15 protein-coding genes are annotated in these 16,588 nt (G+C 73.8%); 8 read left to right on the top strand and 7 right to left on the bottom strand.

Annotation, left to right across the window (positions count from 1 at the left end):
- The first annotated feature begins 18 nt into the window (after positions 1-18).
- From rnpA to KC207_RS04720, 7 genes are all read left to right on the top strand, one after another.
- A complete protein-coding gene (gene rnpA, locus KC207_RS04690) occupies positions 19-333 on the top strand; it encodes a ribonuclease P protein component (RefSeq protein WP_437179123.1) in 315 nt (104 codons plus the stop codon).
- A complete protein-coding gene (yidD, locus tag KC207_RS04695; protein ID WP_211601744.1) occupies positions 330-650 on the top strand; it encodes a membrane protein insertion efficiency factor YidD in 321 nt (106 codons plus the stop codon). The genes rnpA and yidD overlap by 4 nt, the downstream gene beginning before the upstream one ends.
- Before the next feature lie 61 nt (positions 651-711).
- Positions 712-1,908 (top strand): membrane protein insertase YidC, encoded by a 1,197-nt coding sequence (yidC, locus tag KC207_RS04700; protein ID WP_211601745.1) that lies wholly within the window; start codon positions 712-714, stop codon positions 1,906-1,908.
- A 43-nt stretch (positions 1,909-1,951) separates the two neighbouring features.
- Positions 1,952-2,677 (top strand): Jag family protein, encoded by a 726-nt coding sequence (locus KC207_RS04705; protein WP_211601746.1) that lies wholly within the window; start codon positions 1,952-1,954, stop codon positions 2,675-2,677.
- 83 nt (positions 2,678-2,760) lie between these two features.
- Positions 2,761-3,411, top strand: coding sequence for a 16S rRNA (guanine(527)-N(7))-methyltransferase RsmG (rsmG, locus tag KC207_RS04710; RefSeq protein WP_249138560.1), 651 nt, complete (start codon positions 2,761-2,763; stop codon positions 3,409-3,411).
- Between the two features lie 1,539 nt (positions 3,412-4,950).
- Positions 4,951-6,105 carry a ParA family protein gene (locus tag KC207_RS04715; protein WP_282958952.1) on the top strand — a complete coding sequence of 385 codons (1,155 nt, stop codon included), beginning with the start codon at positions 4,951-4,953 and terminating at the stop codon, positions 6,103-6,105.
- The gene (locus KC207_RS04720) at positions 6,105-7,163 is read left to right on the top strand and encodes a ParB/RepB/Spo0J family partition protein (protein WP_211601748.1); all 1,059 of its coding nucleotides are present in this window, start codon (positions 6,105-6,107) and stop codon (positions 7,161-7,163) included. Before KC207_RS04715 ends, KC207_RS04720 begins: the two co-directional genes overlap by 1 nt.
- A 108-nt stretch (positions 7,164-7,271) precedes the next feature.
- Here the strand turns inward: KC207_RS04720 and trxA are convergent, their stop codons facing one another.
- The 7 genes from trxA to KC207_RS04755 form a co-directional block, all read right to left on the bottom strand.
- Positions 7,272-7,598, bottom strand: a complete 327-nt coding sequence (gene trxA / locus KC207_RS04725; RefSeq protein ID WP_211601749.1) for a thioredoxin — start codon at positions 7,596-7,598, stop codon at positions 7,272-7,274.
- Positions 7,599-7,663: 65 nt separating this feature from the next.
- The gene (gene trxB / locus KC207_RS04730) at positions 7,664-8,593 is read right to left on the bottom strand and encodes a thioredoxin-disulfide reductase (RefSeq protein WP_211601750.1); all 930 of its coding nucleotides are present in this window, start codon (positions 8,591-8,593) and stop codon (positions 7,664-7,666) included.
- A gap of 181 nt (positions 8,594-8,774) precedes the next feature.
- A complete protein-coding gene (locus KC207_RS04735; protein ID WP_211601751.1) occupies positions 8,775-9,662 on the bottom strand; it encodes an RsmA family anti-sigma factor in 888 nt (295 codons plus the stop codon).
- Positions 9,663-9,714: 52 nt separating this feature from the next.
- The gene (gene sigM, locus KC207_RS04740; RefSeq protein ID WP_437179119.1) at positions 9,715-10,320 is read right to left on the bottom strand and encodes an RNA polymerase sigma factor SigM; all 606 of its coding nucleotides are present in this window, start codon (positions 10,318-10,320) and stop codon (positions 9,715-9,717) included.
- An 11-nt stretch (positions 10,321-10,331) separates the two neighbouring features.
- The gene (locus KC207_RS04745) at positions 10,332-12,725 is read right to left on the bottom strand and encodes a protein kinase family protein (protein ID WP_211601753.1); all 2,394 of its coding nucleotides are present in this window, start codon (positions 12,723-12,725) and stop codon (positions 10,332-10,334) included.
- 96 nt (positions 12,726-12,821) lie between these two features.
- Positions 12,822-14,471 carry a murein biosynthesis integral membrane protein MurJ gene (gene murJ, locus KC207_RS04750; protein ID WP_211601754.1) on the bottom strand — a complete coding sequence of 550 codons (1,650 nt, stop codon included), beginning with the start codon at positions 14,469-14,471 and terminating at the stop codon, positions 12,822-12,824.
- A complete protein-coding gene (locus KC207_RS04755) occupies positions 14,468-14,959 on the bottom strand; it encodes an NUDIX hydrolase (RefSeq protein WP_211601755.1) in 492 nt (163 codons plus the stop codon). Before KC207_RS04755 ends, murJ begins: the two co-directional genes overlap by 4 nt.
- Before the next feature lie 101 nt (positions 14,960-15,060).
- Here KC207_RS04755 and KC207_RS04760 point away from each other — a divergent pair, with 101 nt between their 5' ends.
- Complete coding sequence (locus tag KC207_RS04760; RefSeq protein ID WP_249138561.1) at positions 15,061-16,530, top strand: CCA tRNA nucleotidyltransferase; 1,470 nt, start codon at positions 15,061-15,063, stop codon at positions 16,528-16,530.
- The last annotated feature ends 58 nt before the right edge of the window (positions 16,531-16,588 follow it).

The raw sequence follows: 16,588 nt of genomic DNA on the forward strand, positions 1-16,588 counted from the left end.
GCCGACTTCGCCACCACCGTGCGGGGTCGGAACGGGGCTCGAGCCGGGTCGCGCCTGCTCGTCGTCCACGCGGCTCGAACCGACGCGCGTGCGGGATGCCCGCCGCGCGTCGGTTTTGTCGTGTCCCGGGCGGTCGGTGGTGCCGTCGTCCGCAACCGGGTCAAGCGGCGGCTGCGGGCTCTCGCTGCTGCGAGGGTGCGGGCCCTGCCGTCCGGGGTCGACCTCGTCGTCCGCGCGAACCCCGCCGCGGCCGACGCCGTCTCGTCCCAGCTCGAGGCCGTCCTGGATCCGTTGTGGCACAAGGTGATCGGTCGGCTGGAGCCGGGGACGTGAGCGTCGGCCGGCTCGTGGCCCTCCCGCTGCTCTGGCTCGTGCGCGGGTACCAGCGCTTCGTCAGCCCGCTGCGTCCCCCGACGTGCCGATACTACCCGTCGTGCAGCAACTACGCGGTCACCGCGATCGAGCGCTTCGGTCCCCTGCGGGGTCCGTGGATGGCGCTCCGGCGACTGTTCCGGTGCCACCCGTGGACCCCGGGGGGTGTGGACCACGTGCCGGACCGTGACCCCACGACCGGTCGACCGGTCCCGGGGACGACCGGACCCAAGCCCTACCGAGGAACTCCCACCGACGCCGAGACGTCGCACCACTGACCCGCCCCGTCACCGCCGGTGACATCCCGAGGCCGGCCCCACCGGCGCAGCGAAGGACATCATGGTCGACCTGTTCAACAGCATCATGGCCCCGATCGAGTGGCTCGTGGCCACGATCATGTACGGCTTCCACGCCGTCCTCACGGAGCTCGGGATGCCCGAGGCCAGCGGGTGGACCTGGACGCTGTCGATCGTCGGGCTCGTGCTCGTCATGCGCGCGGCGATGATCCCGCTGTTCGTCCGGCAGATCAACGCCTCGCGCAAGCTGCAAATGATCCAGCCCGAGATCCAGAAGATCCAGAAGAAGTACAAGGGCAAGTCGGATCCGGAGTCCCGCCAGGCGATGACCCAGGAGACGATGGAGCTGTACAAGAAGGAGGGCACCAACCCCTTCTCCTCGTGCCTCCCCATCCTCGTGCAGTCGCCGTTCTTCTTCGGCCTGTTCCGGGTGCTCAACGGCCTCGACGAGATGGCGAGCGGTCAGCGCGAGGCGATCGGCCCGCTGAGCCGTGAGCTCGCGGCGCAGGCCGAGTCCGCGGACATCTTCGGGGCCCAGCTCTCCGACACGTTCATGGGCACGTTCGACGCGGGGTTCCCCGGGAACAGCATCTGGCAGGTGCGCGTCGTCACCGTCGTCCTGGTCATCCTCATGTCGGCGACGACCTTCCTCACCCAGCGCCAGCTGATGACGAAGAACATGCCGCAGTCGGCCCTCGACAGCCCCTTCGCCAAGCAGCAGAAGATGCTGCTCTACGTCTTCCCGATCATCTTCGCCGTGTCCGGCGTCAACTTCCCGATCGGTGTCCTCATCTACTGGTTCACGACGAACGTGTGGTCGATGACCCAGCAGTTCTACGTCATCCGCCGGATGCCGGCCCCCGGGTCCGCGGCCGAGAAGGCCTACCACGAGCGGCTCCGTCGCAAGGGCAAGCCCGTCCCCGGCGAGGCCGAGAAGGCCGAGGCGGAGGCCGAGGAGGCCGCGCGCCCCACGGGCCAGCGAGTCCAGCCGAAGTCGAAGAAGCGGGCCAAGAACAGCGCAGCCAAGCCGGCGGCGACCGGTGACGCCCCCGCTGCAGAGGCTGTGGCGTCGGACGAGCCCTCCTCGGGGGCGACGACCGCAGCCGACGACGCCTCCGCGGCCGGTGGTGGTTCCGCGAACGGCACGCGTCCGGCGGCCACCGGGACGAACGGGTCCGGACCCGGCCGGCAGACGCCGAAGAAGAAGTCCAAGAAGCAGAACCAGCGGTCCCGCCGCTGAGCGGTGACCGATCGACCTCCAGGACCCCGAGACAGGGAGTGGCATGACCGACCAGCGCAGTGACGAGCAGACGACGACGGACCGCGAGGAGGTTCTCGCGCAGACGGGCGCCGCACAGACGCCCGCCGCCGTGGGGAGCGACGAAGGCACCTCGACCACCCCCGGCGGCGCGGCGGACGCGACCGAGGAGGTCATGTCCGGCGCCGCATCCGGCGCGGGCGAGGAGAGGCGGAGCGAGGAGACCGAGGGCCTCACGGCGGGTACCGCCGACGCCGACCGGGCGGCCGGGTCCGGCACCCGTCGCGCGCAGCTCGAGCGCGAGGGTGAGATCGCCGCGGACTTCATCGAGACGCTCCTCGACATCTGCGACCTCGACGGGGACCTGGACGTCGACATCGACGGGGACCGGGCGGCTGTCTCCCTTGTCGACAGCGACGAGGGTCGCGTCCCGCGCCGTCTCGTCGGTGGGGACGGAGAGGTGCTCGACGCGCTCCAGGAGCTCACCCGTCTGGCGGTGAAGTCCCAGACCGGGGAGCGCAGCCGGCTCATGCTCGACATCGCCGGTCACCGCGCCGATGTCCGGGCCGGCCTCGTCAAGCTGGCCAAGGACGCGATCTCGGAGGTGCGATCGTCCGGCAGCGCGACGTCGCTGTCGCCGATGACCGCCTTCGAGCGCAAGGTCGTCCACGACGAGGTGCTCGCCGCCGGACTCGTGTCGGAGTCCGAGGGCAGCGAGCCCCGGCGGTACGTCGTCATCAGCCCCGCCTGACGTTTCACGTGGAACACGACGGGCCGGACGGCCCCGACTCTCGGCCCGCGGCCGCACCTCCGGGTGCGGCCGCGGTCTTCGGTGTGCGCCTGCCCCTGGCGGAGGCGTTCGTCGACGTCCTCGTCGACACCGGCGTGAGCCACGGGCTCATCGGGCCTCGTGAGGTGCCGAGGATCTGGGAGCGGCACGTCCTGAACTGCGCCGTCGTCCAGGACGCGTTCCCCGCGGGAGCCCGGGTCGTCGACGTCGGGTCGGGTGCGGGGCTCCCCGGTCTCGCGCTCGCGGTCGCACGACCGGACCTCGAGATGCACTTGGTCGAGCCCATGCTGCGGCGGACATCCTGGTTGCAGACCACCGTGGAACGGCTCGGACTCCAGGAGCAGGTCACGGTGCACCGGGGCCGCGCCGAGGACCTCGCCGGGGTGGTGTCTGCGCCGTGGGTCACGGCACGTGCGGTGGCCCGGCTCGACAAACTCGCCCGGTGGTGCGTGCCGCTCGTGTCGCCCGGGGGGACGATGGTGGCGATGAAGGGCCGGTCCGCCGAGGAGGAGCTCGCCGAGTGCCGCACGGCCCTCGGCCGTGTCGGGGTCGTCGACGCGCGGGTCACCGGGCACGGGGCCGGAATCCTCGAGGAAGCCGTCCTGACGGTCGACCTCACGGTCGGCGACCGGTCATCGCAGTCGAGGGGCGGAAGCGCGTCCGACCGCCGCCCGGGTCGACGTCGACGCGGCTGAGCGCTGTTCTCGGGACGCGGTGACGAGGCCGGGCTCACCCGCTCGCGCCGGCCGCCATCCTCCCCGGCTCTCCGCGGAGGCGATCTCGGTCGCGGGGCCGCGCAGGTGCCAACGGTGGCGGCGACGGTGTGGGCTCTGTCAGCACTGTGCCGTGTTTCACGTGAAACACGGGGCCCGAGCGTTTCACGTGAAACGGTCGTCCATTGCGGTAGCGCTCGTCGATGGCTGGGTGGCTGGTCCGCTCGTTGTCGCTCCTCGCCGTGCCCCCGAGCCACCCGACCGCAGTACCGTCCTCCGCCGTGACCGGGCGTGGGTCGTGCCCTGACCGGACCGGTCCTCAGGCCACCGGTCGTGACCAACGGGGGGCGTCGAGGGTGCGCGTCTGCGGCACGGGAAGAGTGGCCTCTCGGTCGGTCAGGTCCGACGTCACCGCGCCCATGCCCCGACCGTCGGCCTGGGACGGGTGACGACGTCACCGGCCGGGTCGCCCGGCGGCCGGGACCGACGCGGACCGACTGTCGGGTGCGGCACGGTCCCGACCCTGGCGCACCGAGGAGGATTCCGAGACCAGAGCCGGGGGGCGGGCCCGAGCCGCCGGCGTCGGCCCGGGGGGCGTCGGTCGACGGCCCGGCCGAACCGGTGCGCCGGGACGTCATCAACGAGCCGGGTCGGCGGCCTGCACTCGAGGGCGCCCGGCTCGATGCAGCCGGCATGGGACCGCGGCGTCGAAGCGTCGAGCACCGGGACGTCGTACTCGGACCAGGGCCACCCAGGGGGACATCACGCGCGGGGACAGCGGGTTCGGGGACGCCAGACCGGGGGACGCCGGAACCAGGGTGACGTGAGGGGCCCTGACCCGGGCACTGTCCTCCGGGCGGGGTGCAGGCTGTCCCGATCTCGTCGATGGCGACGACGCCGAGCTCGGGGCAGACGCTGCGGACGGCGAGCCGCACTCGTCCAAGGCCACGGTGCTGGACGCGCCAGGACCCGAAGGCCCCCGGTTGGACGCCACCGACGGACGCGACCGACCGACGCCACCGACGAGAGCACCGACCGCGACGGAGAGGAGGACGGGTCTCTCCTGACGACCCCGACGGAGGACCGGCCGGGGTAGCCGGCGTCCTCGCTCGGCGGCCTGCCCACGTCGAGGGGTGCGGCGTTGTCCACAGGTTGTCCACCGATCACCACGGCGCGATCACATGACCGGCGTCACCCCTCACACCGCATGACGGCGCGGAAGTCCACACCGGTAGCGCCGCGTCGACGTCGCCTCGGCCGTGCGTCGTCCACCGCCTGTCCACAGGGGCACGGCCCGCTTTGGCGTGTCGGTCTCTCGTGATGTTGGATGGGCGCGGTCGTGAAGAGGAGGTCCCTGTGGGTGGACGACTGACGGACGGGAGCGCCCCTCCGGTGGCGGACGGGTTGGGCTTCCCCCGGCCTCCGGGTCGCACGGACGAGACGCTGGGATGGCCACGGTCCGTTTCACGTGAAACGGGTCCCGCGCCGGACGAGTCCACGCCGACCCCCACGGCGGACGCGGTGGCAGCAGGCCCGTCGCCCGCGACGGCCGCCGACGTCGCCGCGGACGTCATCGACCCCCATGACCCCCTTTCCGCGGATGCCCGGGTCGCTCGCGCCCCGGACGTGGCGCAGGGCGCCCCTGTTTCACGTGAAACGACCCCTGAGGTCACCGCAGAGGCCCTGCGGCGTAGCCTGTCCGAGGCGGCCCGGGAGGAGTCGCCGACGCACGACGACACCGAGGAGCGAGCCGCCATCGCCGCATCCATCCCGGGAGCAGACGACCTCACGCCGCTCGCCCAGGCGGTCGCCGCCGACGCGCGCAAGCGGATCACGCTTGCCGGACGCGTCGTCCCCCGCCCCCCGTCGACCCGCGTGCTCACCGTGGCGAACCAGAAGGGTGGCGTCGGCAAGACGACGACGACGGTCAACATCGCCGCGGCGCTCGCCCAGGCCGGCTCGACCGTCCTCGTCATCGACCTCGACCCGCAGGGCAACGCGAGTACCGCCCTCGGCATCGAGCACCACTCCGAGGTCCCGAGCATCTACGACGTCCTCGTCGACGGTGATGCCCTGTCGGAGGTCGTCCAGGCGTGCCCCGACATCGACGGTCTCTGGTGCGCGCCGGCGACCATCGACCTCGCCGGCGCCGAGATCGAGCTCGTCTCCCTCGTGGCGCGGGAGACCCGCCTGCAGAAGGCGGTCGACGCCTACGTGTCCGAGCGTCGGGCGGCCGGTGAGCCGGTCGACTACATCCTCCTCGACTGTCCGCCGAGCCTCGGGCTGCTCACCGTCAACGCCTTCGTCGCTGCGAGTGAGGTGTTCATCCCGATCCAGTGCGAGTACTACGCCCTCGAGGGCCTCTCGCAGCTGCTCAAGAACATCGAGCTCATCCGCAGCCACCTCAACCCGCGGCTGCACGTCTCGACGATCCTGCTCACGATGCACGACGCCCGGACGCGGTTGTCCGCACAGGTCGCGGAAGAGGTCCGCACCCACTTCTCGGAGCAGACCCTCGACGCGACCGTCCCCCGGTCGGTCCGGATCTCCGAGGCGCCGAGCCACGGCCAGACCGTCATGACCTACGACCCGAACAGCAGTGGAGCCCTGTCCTACCTCGCGGCGGCGGTCGAGATGGCCGAGCGCGGGGCGGCGACAGCGCAGGAGGAGAGCTGATGGCGGAGAAGCGCCGCGCCCTGGGACGGGGGCTCGGAGCCCTCATCCCCGCCCAGCCGACGACCGACCGTCCGGTCGACGTCTTCTTCAAGGACCGGGACGTCCCGACGGTCGACCCGGGCCAGGTACCGTCCGCACCCGGCGACGGCCCGGGACGCGACGGGGCGGCGGTCCCCGCGGAGGCCTCCGACGAGGGCGCGGCCGACGAGCAGCTGCAGCCCGTCCCCGGCGCCGCCTTCGCGGAGCTCCCGCTCGACGCGATCCGCCCGAACCCGCGCCAGCCGCGCACGGTGTTCGACGAGGACGAGCTCGCCGAGCTCGTCCACTCGATCCGCGAGATCGGTGTGCTCCAGCCGATCGTCGTCCGCCCGGCGCCCGGTGCGGGACCGGACGACACGGTCCGCTACGAGCTCATCATGGGTGAGCGCCGGTGGCGCGCCAGCCGCGAGGCCGGCAAGGAGCGCGTGCCGGCCATCGTGCGCTCGACGGACGAGGACGACCTGCTCCGGGACGCCCTCCTGGAGAACCTCCACCGCAGCCAGCTGAACCCCCTCGAGGAGGCGGCCGCCTACCAGCAGCTGCTCGACGACTTCGGCTGCACCCAGGAAGAGCTCGCCGGCCGGATCGGACGCTCGCGGCCGCAGATCTCCAACACCCTCCGCCTGCTCCGGCTGCCGCCCGTCGTGGCCCGACGGGTCGCCGCGGGCGTCCTGAGCGCCGGGCACGCCCGTGCGCTCCTCGGCCTGTCCGATCCGGCGGCGATGGAGCGGATGGCGCAGCGGATCGTCGCCGAGGGCCTCTCCGTGCGCTCGGTCGAGGAGCTCGTCACCCTCGGGGAGGGCGACGGACCCGGCACCCGGCGACCGGCACCCCGGGCCGGGGGCCGGCGGCCGCAGCTGGACGACCTCGCCGCCGACCTCTCCGACCGGCTCGAGACCCGGGTGCGCATCGCCCTCGGGCAGCGCAAGGGACGCCTCACCGTGGAGTTCGCCTCGGTCGAGGACCTCAACCGGATCCTCGACGCGATGCACCTGCGGGGGGACGCACCCGCCGAGTGACCGGCGACGGTTCCCGTCACGTCCGGGCGTGCACGAGCCCCGGAGACCGCAGCACACGGAACGGCCCGGGCCCCTCGAGGGGCCCGGGCCGTCCGGCGTCGGTGCGGCTCAGCCGATGAAGGGCTCGAGCTCGCGGAGCAGCTTCGGCTTCGGCTGGGCGCCCATGATCGTCTTGACGATCTCGCCGCCCTGGTAGACGTGCATCGTCGGGATGCTCGTGATGCCGAACTTGCCCGTCGTGCCCGGGTTCTCGTCGGTGTTGAGCTTGACGATCGTCAGCTTGTCACCGTGGTCGCGGTTGATCTCCTCGAGCACGGGGGCGACGGCGCGGCACGGACCGCACCACTCGGCCCAGAAGTCGACGAGGACCGGCTTGTCGCTCTGGAGGACGTCGGCGTCGAACGTCGCGTCGGTCGTGCTCGTGATGTCTGCCATGGGGGGTTCCTTTCGGTGGGGCTGGGGAGGAGGGACGGGGGAGGGGACCGGCGGGAGGGCCGGGGTCAGTGCGCGAGGAAGCGCTCGGCGTCGAGCGCCGCCGCGCACCCCGAGCCGGCGGCGGTGATGGCCTGGCGGTAGGTGTGGTCGACGAGGTCGCCGCAGGCGAACACGCCCGGTACGTTGGTCACCGAGGTGCGTCCCTCGGTGAGGACGTACCCCTCGGCGTCGAGGTCGACGACGCCCTTGACGAGCTCGTTGCGGGGGTCGTGCCCGATCGCGATGAACAGACCGGTCACCGGAACCTCCCGTGTGTCACCGGTCACGGTGTCCCGCAACGTGATTCCCGAGATCTTCTCCTCACCGTGGATGGCGTCGACGGCGCTGTTCCACGCGAACCGGATCTTGTCGTTCGCCCGGGCGCGCTCGGCCATGATCCGGCTGGCACGCAGCTCGTCCCGGCGTACGACGACGGTGACGGACCGGGCGAACTTCGTGAGGAAGGTCGCCTCCTCCATCGCCGAGTCGCCACCGCCCACGACCGCGATGTCCTGGTCCCGGAAGAAGAACCCGTCGCACGTGGCGCACCACGAGACCCCGTGGCCGCTGAGCCGCTTCTCGTCCGGGAGCCCGAGCTCGCGGTAGGCGGACCCCATCGCGAGGATGACCGCGTGGGCACGGAACTCCTCGCCGCCCCCGGTGCGGACCAGCTTGACGTCGCCCTCGAGCTCGACGTGCTCGACGTCGTCGGTGAGGATCTCGGCGCCGAACCGCTCCGCCTGGCCGCGCATGTTCATCATGAGGTCGGGGCCCATGATGCCGTCGGTGAAGCCGGGGAAGTTCTCGACCTCGGTGGTGTTCATGAGCGCGCCGCCGGCGGTCACCGACCCCTCGATGACGAGGGGCTCGAGGTTCGCCCGGGCGGCGTACACCGCGGCGGTCCAGCCGGCGGGGCCGGAGCCGATGATGATGACGTTGCGGACGTCGGTGGTCACGAACACATCCCCTTGTGGTGCAGGTGGGTGGGAACCGCTACATGCGGTGATCTGTCGAACAGATCCTAGGGCCGCCGTGTTCCACGCGGGCAGCGGCCCGCCGACGGGCACGCCACCGTCGGGACGTCGTCGCTGGTCAGCACACCGTGACCGGCGCGGGGCCTCGGAGCAGCGGCAGGGGTCAGCGGACCGTCACCGGCCCGGCGATGACGTCCGACGCGTCGGCGTCCTCACCTCCGCACGTCGCCGGCACCGCCCAGGCCGTCCGCGTCCCGTCCTCGGCCGTCGCGACGACGAGGGCCGCGTCCCGGGTCGTGCCGACGGCGGTGAGCCGGACGACGAGGGCGTCGGAGGCCGGGACACCGAGAGCGCTCGCGCAGGCGCGGGCCCGGGCGGGGTCGGCGAGGGCGTCGCCGTCGTCCGCGTCGTCGGCCCCGGCCTCGGGGAAGGTGTCGTACGGCGGGACGGCGAGCAGCGCCACGGCCGAGGCGATCCCGTCGGACGGGACCGTTCCCTCCGAGCCGACGACCCGCACCCGCGAGGCCTCGTCGGCCGCGACGAGCCGCACGGTCGTCCCGGGGGCCACGCCCTGGGGACCCTCGTCGGGTCCGGTCCCGGCGGAGGGGTCGCCGGCCGACTCCTCGGACCGCCGGTCCCCCTCCTGGGTGCCCAGGTCCTCGGCAGAGCCCTCGTCCGCCGCGCTGTCGGCACCGCCGCTGTCGCTCATGCCGAGCGAGGCCGAGACCCCGCCGGACTGGAACGCCTGGAGGGCGACGCCGCCGACACCGACCGCGACGACCGCCGCGGCGGCGACACCGGCGACCCGCACGGCCGTCCGGCGGTGCAGTGGGACGACGGGTGCCAGGTGTCCACGACCGTCCGTCGAGGTGTCCGCGGAGGCCGGCTCGTCCGAGGTCTCCCACGGGGGGACCTGGGCGGCGACCGCGGCCTCGATCCGCGCGACGAGGTCGTCGGGCATGGGGCCGGGGTCGGGAAGCCCCCCGAGCAGGGCACGCATCCCCGTGGGGTCGTGCTCGATCGGGTCGCCGTCGTCGTGGCGCTGGCTCACGAGATGCTCCGGGGCGGGTCAGGAGGGGTGGTCGGGGACAGCAGGTAGGACGTCACGGCACGTCCTGGGGTTCCGTCGCGGCCGGGCCGTCGCCCGCCTCCGCTGAGGGTGGTCTCAGGACGGCGGCGAGGGCCTCGCGGCCCCGGAAGCAGCGGGACTTGACCGTCCCCTCGGCGACCCCGAGGACGACGGCGGCCTCGGCGACGGGCAGCCCGTGCATGTCGACGAGGACGAGCGCGGTCCGCTGGGCCTCGGGCAGCCGCGCGAGGGCCTCGCGGACGACGATGGCGGTCTCGGTCGACCCGTGGTGGTCGTGCCGGTCCGGCAGGTCGACCTCGCCGAGGTCGCCCGCGCGGCGGACCTTCGTCTTCTCCCGGCGGAGCCGGTCCAGACACGCGTTGACGACGATCCGGTGCAGCCACGTGGTGACCGCGGCGTCGCCGCGGTAGGCGTCGGCCCGGCGGAACGCGGAGACGAAGGCCTCCTGGACCGCGTCCGCCGCGAGCTCGCGGTCCCCGCACGTGCGCACGGCCACGGCGTACATCCGGTCCCGGTGCCGACGGAAGAGCTCGCCGAAGGCCACCCCGTCGTCGCCGGCGACGTGCTGGGCGAGCAGCGCCCGGTCGTCGAGCTCCGCGAGCCCGGCGGAGTCGGTCACGGCGGCACCCATCAGCCGGTGACGACGACCTCGTCGAGCCAGGCGCGTCGGTCACCCTCGGAGTCCGGGTAGAGCCCGGTGTACCAGACGATGACGTACTGGCCGCTCACGTCGTCGGGCACCTCGAAGGACACCTCGCCGTCGACCTCGGTCTGCTCCTCACCGACCTGGGTGGCTCCCTCGAGGTCGGGGTCGGCCGCGACGTACACCTCGACGTCGACCGGCTGGGGGATCGTGAGGCGGACCTCCTGCGGCTTGCGGTTGGGCCCGAGGTCGACGATGAGGCCGAGCCCGTCCTTGAGGCCGCCGAAGTTCTCGGCCCGGTAGTTCTCGGAGTACCAGCCGTCGGAGGTGTCGCCGTCGTACGTGCTGGCGGTGAGGTTGTTGTTCTCGGCGCCGTCGCCCTGCGGGTCGTAGGCCGTGACCTTGAGGATGGCGAGCGGCTCCGGGGCCGCCTCGCCACCGTCTCCCTCTCCCTCGCCGGAGGCGTCCTCGGACGGCTCACCGGTGGGGCTCTGGGAGGCGGACGGCGTCGGGTCCCCGACGCCGTCGAACCCGGCGAGGTCGGTGCGGGAACCGATCTGCCGGACGCCGTAGAAGCCGATGACGAGGGCGAGGACGAGGAACGCGGCGACGATGCCCAGCGCCAGCCGGGAGTCGTCGCGGCTCAGCCGCTCGGCGGGCACGAGCGGCGCGAGGTCCTCGTCGTCCTCGTAGGGGTCGTAGTCCGGGTCGTCCGGGCGTGCGGGCGCGGTGGCGGGGCGGCCGGTGGGCTCCCGGACGGTGTCGGGGGAGAGGTCGGAGACCCGGTCGACGGCGCGCTTCGCGGCGTGGCTGACCCGCGTGCCGACCGTCCCGAGGGCGGTGACGAGCGCGGTGCCGGCCGCCTCGGCGCGCTCGGAGGCGCCCGCGAGGGTCGCGCCGACCCCGGCCGACGCCGTCCCCCGGGCCAGGGCGTCGCCGGGCCCGTCGTCGTCACGGCGGGCGACGTCGCGCCCGCCGACGGGGACGAGCTCACGGGTCCCGGAGTCGTGCTCGTCGGGACTCCCGGAAGCGCCGTCCTGGTCGGAGCGGTCGTCCCCGGGCGCAGCGTCGCCGGGCGCGGTGGACCCGTCGGCGGAGGCGTCCACCGCGGGGTCGTTGCGTTCCGAATCGTCGTGTTCCGGGTCGTCGTGCTCGGGGTCCTGCTGGTCGGTGTCCTCGTCCCAGCCGGGACCGGAGGCGAGCCAGGCCGGTGGCTCGGGCCGCTCGGCGTCGTCCGGGCCGGCCTCGTGCGTGGGGGCGTCCGCCCGCGGGTCGCCGGCCGAGGCGGGACGGTAGGGCTCCTCGTCCTGGGGGGTCGCACCCGACGGCTCGGCCGGGGAGAACGCCGGCGAGGGGTCCGCGTCGGACCCACGACCGGACCGGCCCCGGTCCGTGGTGGCAGCAGAGCCCGCGGCAGCAGCAGCGCCACCAACAGCACCGGCAGCCGCGGCACCTGCCGCACCTCCGGCGGCGCCCGCGGCGCCCGCGGCGCCACCACCTGCGCCGGCAGCCCGGGCCCCACGGGCGGACGAGCCGTCACGGACGGGTCCGTCCGGACCCACCGGCTCGGCGGTCGGCCCGGGCGGCGCGGCGCGCTGCGGGACGACCGGCTTGCCGACGACCTGGCGGGACGGCCACGGCGCGACCTGACGGGCGTAGTCACCCGGGCTCGTCGGTCCCTGGTCGTCGTTGAGGGTGAGGCGGCAGATCGCGTCGAGGTCGCGCGGGACGCCCGATCCGATCTCGGACGGCGACGCGACGCCACCGGGCACCCGCGGGGCGGGGCCGAGCCCGGACCCGCCCGCACCGAGCGGCCACAGGCCGGTGAGCCCGGCGTAGGCGAGGGCCACGACGCCCACGGCGTCCCGTCGGGAGGCCTCGTCGGGGTCGAGCCCGTCCTCGCCCGCGCGCACGCCGGCGACCTCGAGGCCACGGAGGCGGATCTCGCCGTCGGGGGTGCGCAGCACGTCCGAGGGGGTGAGGTCGAGGTGGTGCATGCCCCGCCGCCGGGCGGAGTCGAGCGCGGTCGCGACCTCGCCGGTGATGCGGCGGACCTCGTCGCCGGGGACCCCGCCGGTCTCGACGAGCTCGGTGAGGGTGCGGGCCTCGCCGAGCTCCTCCTCGACGACGTAGGCGACGTCGTCGTCGCGACCGACGTCGAGGATGCGGACGAGGACCGGGTGGCCGACCGAGGCGGCACGGCGGGCGGCGTCGAGGAAGGAGTCGGCGCGGTGGTCGTCGGTGCCGATCGCCAGGAGCGAGACCGAGCGGCCGAGGGTGGAGTCGTCCGCGCTCCACCGTTCGACGCCGTGGTCGTCGGTGAGGCGGCGGCGCACGGCGTACCGTCCGCCGAGGACGGTGCCGGGTCCCACACCCTTCACCGCGGCTCCTTCCGGTCGAGGTCGCGGGCTCCCGGGCACGAGGACGCCCGGGACGTCCCATCGTAGACCGGGCGGGAGGGCCCCGCCCTCCGCGGCTCAGCCGCGTCGGGCCAGGTGCAGGCGACGTGCCACGGGGCGCACGAACTCGCCCACCTCGCGGACGCCGAGCAGGTGGGCGGCCGTCCACGTGACCGCGAGCTGGAGCACCCCGGCGGCGCCGAGGAGCAGCCCGCCGCCGAGGAGCGCCGACCACCCGCGGTCGGCGACGAGGACCGGGAAGAGGGCGTGGACGGCGAGCCCGATGAGGACCGCGCCGACGACCGCCGGCACCCCGACCCGCACGTAGACCGACGCCGCCCCGCGAAGCCCGAGGTGGCCGTGCTGGCGCTGGAGGACGAGGAACCCGACGAGCGCCCCGACGGCGTAGGCCAGCGTCTGGCCGAAGGCGAGCACCGTCGCCGTCCGGGTCGGCGGGAGGGTGGCCGCGACGAGCGCGACGACCGTCGAGGTCCCGGTGACGACGCACTGCGTCCGGAAGGACCAGAAGGTCTGTTGCTGGGCGTAGAAGACGCGGTCGTTGAGGTAGAGCCAGCCGAGCGGGACGACCCCGCCGAAGAGCCCGACGAGGACCGTCGCGACGGCCCGGGTCTGGTCGAGGGAGTTGTCGAAGAAGAACGTCGCGGTGACGACGGGGACCGTCGCGAGGACGAGCGCGACGACGGGCAGGAGGATGACCGACGGCAGCCGCAGCCCCTGGCGGTGGTAGCGGACGACGGTCGCGTGGTCGCCGTCGCTCGCCGCCTGGGACAGCCGGGTGTAGAGCGCCGTGACGAGCGAGACGGTGACGAGGCCGTGCGGCAGCATCGTCATGAGCAGGGCCGGCGCGAAGGACGCCATGCCGGCGGTCGTGACCCCCGCCTCGGCGCCGAGGTCGGAGGCCCGGGTCAGCACCCGGTTCGTCACGACGAAGCCGAGCTGGATGACGACGACCGACCCGAAGCTCCACCGCGCGACCTTCGAGACCTCGCCGAAGCCGTGACCCCGCAGGCCCCACCGGGGGCGGTACCGGAAGCCCATCCGGCGCAGCGGGACGACGAGGGCGACGGCCTGGACCGCGATCGAGAGGGTCGCCGTCCCCGCGAGGATCGCGATCATCTCGGGGGTCCACGCCCCGGGGTCGGCCTGGAGCGGCAGGCCCGCCTCGCGGAACCACAGCAGACCGGCGAGCGCGATGACGTTGGCGAGCGCGGGCGCCCACGTGAAGGCGGCGAACCGGCCGTGGGCGTTGAGCACCTGGCCGAAGATCGTGAAGAGGCCGTAGAAGAGGACCTGGGGGATGCAGACGAACGCGAAGATCGTCGCGAGCCGGGTCGCGACGGCGTCGTCGGTGTCGAAGTAGACCCGGACCCACACGGGTGCGAGGACGGTGAGGACGACCGTCGCGACGACGAACAGGGCGATGGCGACGGTGATGAGCCGGTTGACGAAGTCCTCGCCGCCGTCCGGCCGGGCGCGGGCCCGGACGATCTGGGGGACGAGGACGGCGTTGAGGGTGCCGCCGGCGAGGAGGAGGTAGAAGGAGTTCGGCAGGGTGTTCGCGACGGTGAACGCGTCCGCGGCGAGCCCGGCCGTGCCGATGACCGAGCCGAGGAGGGCGGCCCGCAGCAGCCCGGCGACACGGCTGACGAGCGTCCCCGCCGCCATCACCGCCCCGGAGCGCCCGACGCTCTGGGCCGGCGCGCTCACCCGGCGTCCCCGGCGAGACGCTGCCAGGCGAGCCGGGCGATGCGGCGCTCGTTGGGGAAGGTGAGGTGTCGGTGGGCCTCGTCGAGCGCGAACCAGGCGACGTCGATGGCCTCGTGGTCGGGGTCCTTCTCGATCGTCAGGTACCCGCCGGTGGCTTCCAGGAGGTAGTGGTGCACGTACTTGTGGATCCTCCGGTCGCCCGCGGCGAACCAGTAGTCGATGGTCCCGAGCTCGATGAGGACCCGGCCCTCGATGCCGGTCTCCTCGGCGACCTCGCGGGCCGCGGTCTCGGGGAGGGTCTCGTCGCCCTCGATGTGCCCCTTCGGCAGGCACCACTCAACGCGTCCGGCCCGGTTGCGCCGGGCGATGACGGCGATCCGGGCCCGGCCCTCGTGGACGTCGACGACGACGCCGCCGGCGCTGCGCTCCTCCACGGCCGGGAGCCGCCGGGCGGGGGCCCCGGTCGGATCGGCTGCGGCGTGGCTCATCTCGACACTGTAACGACCGGGGTCGCCGGGACCGGTCCCTCCGGAGGGGCCGGCACCGGACCGTCCCGGGGTGCTCGCCCGCGCCCCTAGGCTTGTCCCTCGTGTCGACCGCTCCGCCTCCGGCCGCGCTGCTGCGCCAGGCCGTCGCCCAGCTCGCCCCCGTCCTGACCGTGCTCACCGACCTCGGCGAGCGCTTCGCGGCGGACGGGCACGACCTCGCGCTCGTCGGCGGTCCGGTGCGCGACGCCTTCCTCGGCCGGACCTCGAACGACCTCGACCTCACGACGTCCGCGCGCCCCGACGACATCGAGCCGATCCTCCAGGACTGGGGCAACGCGACGTGGGACATGGGCCGGCAGTTCGGCACCATCGGCGCCCGGCGCGGCGGGACCGTCGTCGAGGTGACGACCTACCGGGCCGACGCCTACGACGGGACGACCCGCAAGCCGGTCGTCGCCTTCGGTGACTCGCTCGAGGAGGACCTGGTCCGCCGGGACTTCGCCGTCAACGCGATGGCCCTGCGGGTCCCGGACCTCGCCTTCGTCGACCCGCACGGGGGGCTCGCCGACCTCGAGCAGCGCGTCCTGCGCACCCCGTCCTCGCCCGAGGTCTCCTTCGGCGACGACCCGCTGCGGATGATGCGGGCGGCCCGGTTCGTCGCCCAGCTGGGGTTCGTGCCGGCGCCCGAGGTGCTCGGGGCGATGACGGAGATGGCGGGCTCCATCGACATCGTCTCGGCCGAGCGGGTCCGCGACGAGCTGTCCAAGCTGCTCCTCGGCGACCACCCCCGGGCCGGCCTCGAGCTGCTCGTCGCCTCCGGCCTCGCCGATCGCGTCCTGCCCGAGCTCCCGGCGCTCCGGCTCGAGATCGACGAGCACCACCGGCACAAGGACGTCTACGACCACTCGATGATCGTCCTCGAGCAGGCGATCGACCTCGAGGGTCCGGCCGACGGCCCGCCGGAGTCGGTGCCGGGACCGGACCTCGTCCTGCGGCTCGCCGCCATCCTCCACGACGTCGGCAAGCCGGCGACCCGGCGCTTCGAGGACGGCGGCGGGGTGTCCTTCCACCACCACGAGGTCGTCGGGGCCAAGCTCGCGGCGAAGCGGATGAAGGCGCTGCGCTTCGACAAGGAGACGACGAAGCGGGTGGCCCGGCTCGTCGAGCTGCACCTGCGCTTCCACGGCTACGGCGACGGGCAGTGGACCGACTCGGCCGTGCGCCGCTACGTCACCGACGCCGGGGACCTCCTGCCCCGCCTGCACCGGCTGACCCGGGCCGACTGCACGACCCGGAACGTGCGCAAGGCGCGCCGGCTCGCCGCGGCGTACGAGGACCTCGAGGTCCGGATCGACCGCCTGCTCGCCGAGGAGGAGCTCAAGGCCGTCCGCCCGGAGCTCGACGGGAACGAGATCGCCGAGGCCCTCGGCATCCGCCCGGGTCCGGTGCTCGGCCGCGCGTACAAGCACCTGCTCGCCGTCCGACTCGACGAGGGCCCTCTCGGCAAGGACGCCGCGCGCGAGCGACTCCTCGCCTGGTGGTCGCAGCAGCCCGAGTCCCGCGACGGCTGACCCGGGCGCCGGTCGCCCGGGCCTCCGACACCGGCGTGTCGCGCACGGAACCGCGACG

The organism is Phycicoccus avicenniae, assembly GCF_018139485.1.
Classification (GTDB): Bacteria; Actinomycetota; Actinomycetes; order Actinomycetales; family Dermatophilaceae; genus Phycicoccus; species Phycicoccus avicenniae.